Origin of the sequence: Actinokineospora auranticolor, assembly GCF_041897805.1 — a bacterium.
Classification (GTDB): domain Bacteria; phylum Actinomycetota; class Actinomycetes; order Mycobacteriales; family Pseudonocardiaceae; genus Actinokineospora; species Actinokineospora auranticolor.
In genome coordinates, this window is the sequence record NZ_CP154825.1 from 7,040,980 (window position 1) to 7,052,083 (window position 11,104).

Consider the following 11,104-nt stretch of genomic DNA (forward strand, 5'->3'; position numbering starts at 1 on the left):
TCCCCCGCCCCACCACCGGGCAGATTCGAACTCATGTTCGAACACCGCCAGCGTAACCCGTGGTGAGCGGGGGTTCAAGCGCTCGGCGGTGTGACCTGTCCGCCCACGTCAACGCACCCCGGGTGGGGGTGGTGAGATGTCGGTGTGACCACACTCGAGCACCGGGCCGTGCAGGAGACCGCGGCGGCGTTGCGGGCCGCCGGGTTGGACGCGGCCGCGGCGGGCATCCGGATCCTGGCCGACGACGTGCGGACCGCCGCCGCGGCCGCCGCGGCGCTCGGGATCCCCGTGGGCGCGATCGCCAACAGCCTGGTCTTCGCCGCCCGGCACGGCACCGAGGACCACCCGCTGCTGGTGCTGACCTCCGGCGACCACCGCGCCGACACGGCGCTGGTGGCGGGCCTCGTCGGCGCCGACGAGGTGCGCCGCGCCAAGCCCGAGTTCGTGCGTGAGCACACCGGCCAGGCCATCGGCGGGGTCGCCCCGGTCGGGCACCCCCGGCCGCTGGAGACGCTGGTCGACAGCCACCTGGCCCGGTACCCGGTGGTCTGGGCCGCGGCGGGCCACCCGAAGTCGGTGTTCCCGACGACCTACGCCGATCTCGTCGCGCTCACCGGGGGCACGGCTGCGCGGGTCGGCGTCGAGGAGGATGATCCGTCTACGTGACCGCCGCGCCATCCCCCAGTGTCGCCCGCTTCGCCGAGCTGACCGGCGACGAGCTGCGCACCCGCCTGCGCGAGGCGCTGAGCCTCTACGTCACCGCGATGCGCTACCCCGAGGGCACCGCCGAGCAGCGCGCCCCGATGTGGCTCGCGCACATCCTCCGCATCGGCTGGCGCTGCGTGGCCGCGTTCGACGCCGACGACCACATGGTGGGCATCGCCTACGGCTACCAGGGCGCCCCCGGCCAGTGGTGGCACGAACAGGTCAAGCGCGGCGTCACCGAACGCCACGGCACCCCCCACGCCGAGCGCTGGATGACCGACTACTTCGAGCTGACCGAACTGCACGTCCGCCCCGACACCCAGGGCCAGGGCATCGGCGGCGAACTGGTCCGCCGCCTGGTCGCGGGCGCGGGCAACGCGCACGTGCTGCTGTCGACCCCGGAAGGCCCATCCCGAGCCTGGAACCTCTACCGCCGGTTGGAGTTCATCGACGTCCTGCGGCACTACAAGTTCGCGGGCGACCCCCGCCCCTTCGGCGTCCTGGGCCGCGCCCTGCCGCTGTGATCCGCGGCGGCGAAACCCACCGCGGTCTCGCGGGGATCACCCGCTAGCGGTCTCGCCAGGTCAGCGGGGAGAGCGTCACAGCGGCTTCGGCGACGCGGCGGGCGGTCTCGGTGGTGAGGCCGTCGCGGGCGGAGTCGATCCACCCGTCGACGCGGTGGACTCCGGTATCGCGGTACTCGACGGCCTGGAGCGGCATTTCCAGCTTGTCCGCGTCTTTCGCGCACCGCGCCTCGGGGGTCTGCCGGGCCTCGAACTCGTCGACCGCCGCCCGGACCAGCTCGCGGGAGGCGTCGGGCATCTTCGGCGGACGACCTCCCGTCAGAACGGGCTGGCGGCCTGGGGTTCGGCGCTGCGGCGGGAGCGGCGGTGGGTGTAGTACGCCAGGGCCAGGACCAGCAGCGCCACGCCGATCGCCGAGGCGCCGACGATGACGACCCACTTGGTCCAGGAGACGCCGGACTTGTCGGTGTACTGGACGGTCGCGTCGAACTCGGTGACCGCGCCCGGTTTGGGCTTCCACGAGACGGTGCCGTTGTCGTTGATGCCGTTGGTCCGGGTCACCGAGCCGGGGAAGGCCACCTTGATCTGCACGTCCGCGCGGTTCGCGGGCAGCTCGCTCAGGTCGACCGAGCCCGACATGGTCACCAGGTCGCCGGAGCGGCGGAAGCTGAGGCGGTACTGCTTGCCCTCGGTGATCGCCTCGCTGAGCACGGCGATGTCGGCGAAGCTCAGGCCCTGGAACGTCAACGTCTGGCCCACGTACCCGTCGGCCGTGTAGACCTGGGTCTTGACCTTGCCGGTCAGCTCGTCCGGGATCTTCAGCGCCGGGCCCTTGTCCTCCTGCTTGACCGGCACGGACGCGATGACCAGCTGGCCGGACACCAGGTCGTCCTCGCTGACCGCCAGCCCGGCCTGCACCCGCACGCACCCCGACAGGGTGAGCACGGCCAGCAGGGCCAGCGCGACCAGCGCCGCCCACCTGCGCCAACCGGATCGGGAACGTGGAATGGCCTGCTGCACCGGGCCATCCTGCCGGCCCCGTCCACCGCCTCCGCCGCCGACCGTTGGGTAACGTGCGGGCATGGCGTCCTCCCAGCACGACGGTGTGCACCAGATCTGCGACCGCTACGTCGACGACATCGCCGCCGCCGACCCGGTCACGGCGACCTACGTCGGTATCGCGGGGTACGACCGCGAACTACCCGATCTATCCCCCGAAGGGGTGAACGCGCGCGCCCGGTTGGCCGCTGCCGCGCTCGCCGCCGTGGCCGGGGCCGAGCCCGCCGACCCGAGCGAGGCCAACGCCAAGGCGGTGTTCGGCGAACGTGTCGGGCTGCAGGTCGAGCTGCACGAGGCGGGTGAGCACCTGGCCCCGCTCAACGTCATCACCTCGGCGCCGCAGGAGGTGCGGCAGGTCTTCGACCTGATGCCGACCGAGACCACCGAGGACTGGGCCACCATCTCCGCCCGGCTCGCGGGCGTGCCCGCCTGCCTGTCCGGCTACCGCGAGTCGCTGCGGCTCAGCGCCGAACGCGGCCGGGTCGCCGCGCTGCGCCAGGTCACCAAGGTCGCCGAGCAGTGCCGCACCTGGGCCGGGCTCGGCGGCACGTCCTTCTTCGCCGACCTCGTCGCCCCCGCCAAGGTGGACGACGCGCTGCGGTCCGACCTCGAGGCGAACGCCCGCGCCGCCGCCGAGTCCTACGCCGACCTGGCCGAGTTCCTGACCGGTGAGCTCGCCGCCAAGGCGCCCACCGAGGACGCGGTCGGCGAGGAGCGCTACCGGCTGTGGTCGCGCGAGTTCACCGGCGCCCGCCTGGACCTGCAGGAGGCCTACGAGTGGGGCTGGGCCGAGCACGCCCGGCTGGAGGCCGAGATGGTCGAGGTGGCGGGCCGGATCAAGCCCGGCGCCACCATCGCCGAGGCGGCGGCCGTGCTCGACGAGGACCCCCGCTACCGGGTCCGCGGCCAGCGCGCGCTGGAGGAGTGGATGCAGCGGCTGTCCGACCAGGCGCTGGCCGACCTGCGCGGCGTGCACTTCGAGATCCCCGACCCGCTGATGCGGCTGGAGTGCAAGATCGCCCCGCCGGGCGGCGGCGTCGGCGCGTACTACACCGGCCCGACCGACGACTGGAGCAGGCCGGGCCGCATGTGGTGGTCCGTGCCCGCCGACCGCGAGGACTTCTCCACCTGGCGCGAGGTCTCGACCGTCTACCACGAGGGCGTCCCGGGCCACCACCTGCAGATCGCCACGGCCGTCTACCAGGCCGCGAGCCTCAACAAGTTCCAGCGCCTGCTCACCTGGGTCCCCGCGCACGGCGAGGGCTGGGCCCTCTACGCCGAGCGCCTGATGCGCGAGTTCGGCTACCTCTCCGACGACGGCAACCTGCTGGGCATGCTCGACGCGCACATCTTCCGCGCGGCCCGGGTCATCATCGACATCGGCATGCACCTCAAGCTGGAGATCCCGCGCGGCACCGGCTTCCACGAGGGCGAGCGCTGGACGCCGGAGCTGGGCCTGGAGTTCCTGCTGACCCGCACCATCACCGACCCGGCCCACGTGCACGACGAGATCGACCGCTACCTGGGCTGGCCCGGCCAGGCCCCCACCTACAAGCTGGGTGAGCGCCTGTGGCTCCAGGCCCGCGACGAGGCCAAGGCCCGCCGCGGCGCGGACTTCGACCTCAAGGCCTTCCACCAGGACGCCCTCGTCATGGGCGCCATGGGCCTCGACACCCTCCGCGAACGCCTCGCGGCGCTCTGAGCCTTGTGCCGCCCGCCTGCCCGATATCGGGCAGGCGGGCGGAGGCTGTGCACACTGGCCGAGGTTGTCCACAACCGGACTCCGACCGCTCCCCCGCGCCCGGGTGCGGCCGATAGGCTTGAAATCAGGGGTTCCCCCTGGTCGGGGACCCCTCGCGGGCGCTGGGCGTTGGCCGTTTCCAGGGTCGTGCCACAAGGGCCAGCGGTGATGTCAGCGGACACCGGGTGCTGGCCTCCGGCGGCGGAGTGGGTCGACGGTTGTCGTGGCGGTGCGACCAACTCGGCAGGTTGCTCGGCGTTGCCTGCCACGGTCCAGGAACCGGACGTAGGCCCGCGCCGAGGGCGCGATGGAACCTTGCCGTTGGTCTGCGGCGAAAGCCGTGCCCGGGTCGGTGTGCTGCCGAGGGCCCGCCGCCGAGCACACGCTCGATCAGCAGCACCGTTGGGCGCCTGCGAGCCCGGTGGATCAGGTGCGGGCGGGGACGAGGTTGAGGCGGCTGACGACTTCCTTCGTCGCCTTGGAGCGGTTGAACGTGTAGAAGTGCAGGCCCTGCACGCCCTCCGCCAGCAGTCGTTCGCTGACCTCGGTGGCCAGGTCGATGCCCGCGGCTCGGAAGCCCTTGGGGTCGGTGTGGGGGTCCAGCAGATCCACGATCCGCGAGGGGGCCTGGGCACCGGACAGCTCGATCGTCTTGGCCAGGGTCTTGCGGGTGGTGATCGGCATGATGCCCGGCAGCAGCGGCGCCTCGCAGCCGCGGGCCGCCACGCGGTCGCGGAGCCGGAGGAAGTCCTCCGGCTCGAAGAACAGCTGCGCGATCGCGAAGTCCGCGCCCGCGTCGAACTTGCGGATGAGGTTGTCCGTGTCGCTGTCCATGTCGGCCGACCGGGAGTGGCCGTACGGGAACGCGGCCACGCCCACGCAGAAGTCGCCCAGGTCGCGGACGAGGCGGACGAGTTCGTTCGCGTAGTTGAGGCCGTCCGGGTGGGCCACCCACTCGCCGTTGGGGTCGCCCGGGGGGTCGCCGCGCAGGGCGAGGATGTTGCGGATGCCGAGGGCGGCGTACCAGCCGATCACGTTGCGCAGTTCCGCGACGGAGTGGTCGACCGCGGTCAGGTGGGCCATCGGCACCAGGGTGGTCTCGCGGGCCACCCGGCCGGTGGTGCGGATCGTGCGGTCGCGGCTGGAGCCGCCCGCACCATAGGTGACCGACACGAACGCCGGGTCCAGCCCCTCCAGTTCGCGGATGGCGTTCCAGAGCCGCTGCTCGTCGGCGTGGTCACGGGGTGGCATGAACTCGACCGAGAACACCGGTCTGCCTACCCGGATCCGCTGCACCACACTGGTCATGCGCTCAGCGTAGCGAAGACATCCGACAACCGAGACCGACCGGAAGACGAGCGGGAGGCCGGTCACATTGGCCCACCCCGCCGCGCACCGCGCGGCCGGTGGAGCGGACCATAGCGGGGTGCGGGCAGTGCGAGGTACCCAGGTGATCATCGACGACATCGAAGAAGACTTCGGCGGTATTGACACCGCCGTGGCCGCGCACGTCGAGCGGGCCCTGGCGGACTACCTGGCGGGACGGCAGGCCGGGATGGCCGCCGTGGCGCCCTACTTCGGCTCGGCGGTCGAGTCGCTCTCGGCGTTCGTGCTCGGCGGCGGCAAGCGCATCCGCCCCACCTTCGCCTGGTGGGCGTGGCGGGGCGCGGGCGGCGCGGGCGACGGCGAGCAGGCCAGGGCCGTGCTGCGGGCGGTCAGCGCGCTGGAGCTGATCCAGGCCTGCGCGCTGGTGCACGACGACCTGATGGACGCCTCCGCGGTCCGCCGCGGCAAGCCGACCGTGCACGTCGAGTTCGCCGCCCGGCACCGCGAGCGCGGCTGGCTGGGCGCCCCCGAGCGGTTCGGCGCCGCCGCCGCGATCCTGCTCGGCGACCTGGCCCTGGCCTGGGCCGACGACATGTACGTCGGCGCGGGCCTGCCCGCGGACCGCCGGGACGCCGCGCTGCCGCCGTGGCAGGCGATGCGCGCGGAGATGCTGGCGGGCCAGTACCTCGACGTGCTCACCCAGGCCAAGGGCGACGAGTCGGCCGAGGCCGCGCTGAGCGTGGCCCGGATGAAGACCGCCGCCTACACCGTCGAGCGCCCGCTGCACATGGGGGCCGCGCTCGCGGGCGCCCCCGAGCAGGTCGTCGGCGCGCTGCGCGCGTTCGGCGCCGACATCGGCCTGGCCTTCCAGCTGCGCGACGACCTGCTCGGCATGTACGGCGACACCGACGTCACCGGCAAACCCGCGGGCGACGACCTGCGCGAGGGCAAGCGCACCCTGCTCATGTCGGTCGGCACGCGCCGCGCCGACGCGGCGGGCCGCGACACCGACGCCCGGGTGCTGCGCGCGGCGCTGGGCGACGAGGACCTGGACTCCGCGACCGTCGAGCGGGTCCGCGACCTGCTGGTCGACCTGGGCGCGGTCGCCGAGGTCGAGCACCGGATGGACGAGCTGACCGACACGGCGATGACCGCGCTGGCCTCGGTCGACCTGGCCGAGCCCGCGGGCGCGGTGCTGGCGGACCTGGCGATCACCGCGACCCGCCGGACCAGCTAGTGCGCGCGGTCCCGGGCCGCACCGACCGGGTGCTCGTGGTCGGCGCCGGGCTCGCCGGCTTGTCCGCGGCGCTGCACCTGGCGGGCGCGGGTCGCGAGGTCACCGTGCTGGAGACCGCGGACGGGCCGGGTGGGCGGGCCCGCCGGGAACGGCTCGGCGACTACACCGTCGACACCGGCGCGACCGTGCTGACCATGCCGGAACTGGTCGAGGAGGCCGTCGCCGCGGTCGGCGAGTCCCTCGACCTGGACCTGGTCCGCCTCGACCCCGCCTACCGGGCGCGCTTCGCCGACGGCAGCACCATCGCCGTGCACACCGACGCCGAGGCGATGGAGGCCGAGGTCCGGCGGGTGGCCGGGCCCGCCGAGGCGGCGGGCTACCGGCGGCTGCGGGCGTGGCTGACCGACCTGTACCGGGTGCAGCGCGACAAGTTCATCGGCGCCAACTTCGACTCCCCCACCGACCTGCTCGGCCCCGACCTGGCCCGGCTGGCGGCGCTGGGCGGCTTCGGCAGGCTCGGCCCGGCCGTGGCCAGGCACCTGTCCGACGAGCGGCTGCGCAGGCTGTTCTCCTTCCAGTCCCTCTACGCGGGCGTGCCGCCGAGCCGGGCGCTGGCCGCGTACGCGGTGATCGCCTACATGGACACCGTGGCGGGCGTGTACTTCCCGCGCGGCGGCGTGGGCGCGGTCGCCGAGGCCATGGCCGCTGCGGCGGCGCGGGCCGGTGTGCGATTCCGCTACGGCGTGGGCGCGGCGTGGCTGGAACGCGTAGGTACCAGGGTAAACGCCGTCCGCACCACAACGGGCGAACGCGTCACCTGCGACGCCGTAGTCCTCACCGCCGACCTACCGACCTCTTACGGACTCGTCGGCATCACCCCACGCCGACCACTACGACTCCGGTACTCCCCGTCCGCCGTAGTCCTGCACACCGGCACCACGCGCTCGTGGCCGGAACTGGACCACCACACGATCTCCTTCGGCGCGGCCTGGGAGCGCACCTTCGACGAGATCACCCGCCGCGGCACCCTGATGACCGACCCGTCGCTGCTGATCACCCGCCCCACCGCGACCGACCCGGGGATGGCGCCCGCGGGCAGGCAGCAGATCTCCGTGCTGGCGCCCTGCCCGAACCTGCGGACCGGCCCGGTCGACTGGCGGCGGATCGGTCCGCGCTACCGCGACGAACTGGTCCGGGTGCTGGAAACCCGCGGCCTGACCGGCTTCGACTCCGCCGTCGAGGTAGCGCGGCTGGTCACGCCCGCGGACTGGGCGGCGGCCGGGATGGCCGAGGGCACCCCGTTCTCGGTGGCGCACACGTTCGGCCAGACCGGACCGTTCCGACCCCGCAACCTGGTGCCCGGGGTGGAGAATGTCGTGCTGGCGGGATGCGGCACGACTCCGGGTGTCGGCGTCCCGCCGGTCGTCATCTCGGGCAGACTGGCGGCCCACCGGGTGGTGGGCCACCCGGCGTCGGCAGGCGCGGGGGCGATCCGCAAGCGAACTGTGCGGTTGATTTAGAGTTCGGGCCGGTCACGACCGCGATAATGCGACTCGGCGGGCCGGTGTCGGGACTGGGAGCGGCGAATGCGCGGGGCAGCACAGCGGGGGACGCGGGCACGGAGAGCGGCGCTGGCACTCGCGGCGTTGGCGGTGACGGCCTCCGCCTGCAGCACCAGCGTGGCGGGCACGGCGGTCCCGCTGGAGATCAAGCCGATCTCGGTCACCGCCGCGGCCGCCCAGGCGACCCGCGACCTGCGGGAGGCCGGGCTGCTGCGCTACCAGGGCTCGATGACCACCGCCAACGGCATCGCCGTGCAGTTCGACCTCGCCGCGGCGGGCAGCGGGGAGATCGCGGGCTCGCTGACCATGGGCGGCAAGCGGGCCGCGCTGGTCGTGGTGGAGAAGGGCATCTACCTCAAGGCCGCGGCCGACTTCTGGGCGTCGCTGTCCGGGGTCGCCAACGGGGAGAACAAGGGCACGGCGGTCGCCGACCGCTGGGTGAAGGCCCCCGGCGGGCTCATCGGCATGGACTTCTCGGACGTGTTCACCCCCGAGGCGCTGAGCCAGTACCTGGTGCTCAACAACGACCAGCGGCAGGACCGGCCGGTGGCCGAGGGCGACCGCGCGGACCTCGACGGCGGCCGGTTCATCAAGGTCCCCCTGGCCCGCGGTAGCGCCTACCTGTCCGAGGAGGCGCCCTACGGCATCGGGCACGTGGAGCTGTCGGAGGCCGGGCAGGCCGACCCGACGAAGGTCAAGCGGTTCGACGCGGCGATCAGCGACGCCACCGGCGACCTGGCGAAGTTCTACCAGGACGTGACCACCGTGGCCGGGCAGCTGACGGCCCCGGTCGACGTGCTGACCACGGTCCAGGAGACCGGCCACACCTTCGAGGGCTGCGGCGCGGAGGGCTGCTCGATCGTCGTGCAGTTCACCAACCCGGGCAAAGCGGCGGTGAAGGTGTCCATCCGCGGCAACTGGCTGGGCGACAACGCGCCGCTGGGCGCGTGCGAGTCGCAGGCCGGGCCGGTGGCGCCGGGGCAGCCGGGCAGCGCCAAGTGCACCATCACCTCCCCGGAGTGGGTGCAGTTCTACTCCAAGGCCAACGCCCAGCCCGGTAACCACCCGTACAGCGTCGAGTGGTCGACGCTGGTGCTGGCCGACGCGCCGGACCTGACCAAGCTCTCCGCGCTGGCCAAGGCCGCCCCGGCGGACGCCAAGCAGCAGCGGCCCGAGGGCTCGCACTACGTCTACGCGCTGGGCTTCGGCAAGGGCAAGGTGTTCAAGTACGGGGTGGTCGCGGGCAAGATGTGGGCCGACAACGCCGCCCAGCAGCTGCCGATCTGCCTGAGCGCGACCAACGCCGTGTGCCAGGTGGACCTGGTGACCGCCACCGACGACGCCGCGTCCGCGCAGGGCCTGCTCAAGCAGCTGGTCGACGCCTACCGCAGCAGCGACGGCAACTGCCCGCCGGGCCAGTGGACCGGCTGCCAGCGCTGACCGTGACCGCGCTCCCCGACCCGGGGTTGGCCGCCGCCTACGCGGAATGCAGGCGGATCAACGCCCACTACGGCCGCAGCTACTACCTGGCCACCCGCCTGCTGCCACCCGCGCGGCGACCGGCCGTGCACGCGCTCTACGGGTTCGCCCGGGTCGCCGACGAGCTGGTGGACGCGCCCGGCCCCGACCCGGCGGGCGACCTGCGGACCCTCGAGGGGGCGCTGGGCGCCGCCCTCGACGGCGCGCCGACGACCGACCCGGTGCTGCGCGCGCTCGCCGACACGGTGGCCCGCCACGGCATCGACCGGTCGCTGTTCACCGACTTCCTGGCGTCGATGCGGATGGACCTCACCGTCACCGAGTACGCCACCCACGACGACCTGGCCCGCTACACGCACGGCTCGGCCGGGGTGATCGGGCTGATGATGCTGCCGGTGCTGGGCACCGAGGACCCCGCGGCGGCGGGCCCGTACGCGGCGAAGCTGGGCGAGGCGTTCCAGCTGACGAACTTCCTGCGCGACGTCGGCGAGGACCTCGACCGAGGCCGCGTCTACCTGCCCGCCGACCACCTCGCCGCGTTCGGCGTGGACCGCGCGCGGTTGCTGCGGGCGCGGGTCGAGGGGCCGGACCGGGCGGTGCGGCGGGCGGTGGCGCACTTCGCCGCCGAGGCCCGCGCGCGCTACCGGGAGGCCACGCCGGGGATCGCGCTGCTGGACCCGGTGTCACGGCCGTGCGTGGCGACCGCGGCGCGGCTGTACGCGGCGATCCTCGACGAGATCGCGGCGGCCGACCACGACGTGTTCACCCGGCGCGCGGTGGTGCCGAACCGGCGTCGGCTGGCCATCGCCGCACCCGGGGCGGGGCGCTGGGCACTGGCCCGGCTGCGCGCGAAGTAAGGGCCTAACCCGAGCTGCGTTCGCGGTAGGCCCCGCCGCCGTCGACGGGCGACGGGGCGGGGTAGTCGTGGGTGCTAGAAGGCGAGGGCCTGGGCTCGGCGCTTGACCTCTCGGCCGCGGTCGCCGCGCAGGGCGTCGATGGGGCGGCCGGGCAGGGAGTCGTCGGCGGTGAACAGCCACTGGATCATCTCGTCCGGGCTGAACCCGGAGTCGTTGAGCACCGTGATGGTGCCCGCCAGGCCCTTGACGATGGCGCCGCTGTCGTCGAGGAACTCGGCGGGGACCAGCAGCACCCCCTTGCGGCGCACGGCGAGCAGTTGGTGGTCGCGCAGTGCCTGGTGCACGCGGGTGATGGGCTGGTTGAGGCGCTCCGCGACGTCCGGCAGGGGGAGCACCGGGACCTCGGGGTCGAGCACGTCGGCGGCGACGGGAAGGGAACTCACGGCTCACAACGATGCCACATCGGGGGCGCGTGAGCAGTTGTCCGTCCACAGGCGCCATTTCGGCGGTCGGTCACGGGAAACCACCGGTCATCCGAGGAATGGCCGGGCAGTTGGTCACAGATACCCGGGGGTGCCGACATCGTTACGCCGATCTCCGTACGATCCACCCTT

At 73.4% G+C, this 11,104-nt stretch carries 10 protein-coding genes and 1 pseudogene; 7 read left to right on the top strand and 4 right to left on the bottom strand.

Going from position 1 to position 11,104, the window contains the following annotated elements:
• Positions 1–144: 144 nt before the first annotated feature.
• Positions 145–666 carry a YbaK/EbsC family protein gene (locus V5P93_RS30525; RefSeq protein WP_104482094.1) on the top strand — a complete coding sequence of 174 codons (522 nt, stop codon included), beginning with the start codon at positions 145–147 and terminating at the stop codon, positions 664–666.
• A complete protein-coding gene (locus tag V5P93_RS30530; protein ID WP_104482095.1) occupies positions 663–1,229 on the top strand; it encodes a GNAT family N-acetyltransferase in 567 nt (188 codons plus the stop codon). Before V5P93_RS30525 ends, V5P93_RS30530 begins: the two co-directional genes overlap by 4 nt.
• Before the next feature lie 43 nt (positions 1,230–1,272).
• Here the strand turns inward: V5P93_RS30530 and V5P93_RS30535 are convergent.
• Positions 1,273–1,524: pseudogene (locus tag V5P93_RS30535) on the bottom strand (HD domain-containing protein); the annotation flags it as partial.
• Positions 1,525–1,547: 23 nt separating this feature from the next.
• The gene (locus V5P93_RS30540; protein ID WP_181043786.1) at positions 1,548–2,249 is read right to left on the bottom strand and encodes a DUF3153 domain-containing protein; all 702 of its coding nucleotides are present in this window, start codon (positions 2,247–2,249) and stop codon (positions 1,548–1,550) included.
• 61 nt (positions 2,250–2,310) lie between these two features.
• Between V5P93_RS30540 and V5P93_RS30545 the strand changes: the two genes are divergently transcribed.
• On the top strand, positions 2,311–3,990 hold the full coding sequence (locus tag V5P93_RS30545) for a DUF885 domain-containing protein (protein WP_104482098.1): 1,680 nt from the start codon (positions 2,311–2,313) through the stop codon (positions 3,988–3,990).
• Between the two features lie 465 nt (positions 3,991–4,455).
• On the opposite strand, the gene metF is transcribed toward V5P93_RS30545, so the two are convergent.
• Entirely contained in the window at positions 4,456–5,337 is an 882-nt protein-coding gene (gene metF, locus V5P93_RS30550; protein ID WP_104482099.1) for a methylenetetrahydrofolate reductase [NAD(P)H], read from the bottom strand.
• 127 nt (positions 5,338–5,464) lie between these two features.
• Here metF and V5P93_RS30555 point away from each other — a divergent pair, with 127 nt between their 5' ends.
• The 4 genes from V5P93_RS30555 to V5P93_RS30570 all read left to right on the top strand — a co-directional run bounded on the left by V5P93_RS30555 (position 5,465) and on the right by V5P93_RS30570 (position 10,490).
• Entirely contained in the window at positions 5,465–6,592 is a 1,128-nt protein-coding gene (locus V5P93_RS30555; protein WP_374066578.1) for a polyprenyl synthetase family protein, read from the top strand.
• A complete protein-coding gene (gene crtI, locus V5P93_RS30560; protein WP_104482100.1) occupies positions 6,592–8,112 on the top strand; it encodes a phytoene desaturase family protein in 1,521 nt (506 codons plus the stop codon). The genes V5P93_RS30555 and crtI overlap by 1 nt, the downstream gene beginning before the upstream one ends.
• A 66-nt stretch (positions 8,113–8,178) precedes the next feature.
• The gene (locus V5P93_RS30565; RefSeq protein WP_146108273.1) at positions 8,179–9,594 is read left to right on the top strand and encodes a hypothetical protein; all 1,416 of its coding nucleotides are present in this window, start codon (positions 8,179–8,181) and stop codon (positions 9,592–9,594) included.
• Positions 9,582–10,490: a phytoene/squalene synthase family protein gene (locus V5P93_RS30570; RefSeq protein ID WP_374066580.1), complete on the top strand. Its 909-nt coding sequence runs from the start codon at positions 9,582–9,584 to the stop codon at positions 10,488–10,490. The genes V5P93_RS30565 and V5P93_RS30570 overlap by 13 nt, the downstream gene beginning before the upstream one ends.
• Before the next feature lie 74 nt (positions 10,491–10,564).
• Here V5P93_RS30570 and V5P93_RS30575 read toward each other — a convergent pair whose 3' ends face one another.
• A complete protein-coding gene (locus V5P93_RS30575; RefSeq protein ID WP_181043787.1) occupies positions 10,565–10,933 on the bottom strand; it encodes an Rv2175c family DNA-binding protein in 369 nt (122 codons plus the stop codon).
• Between the last annotated feature and the right edge of the window lie 171 nt (positions 10,934–11,104).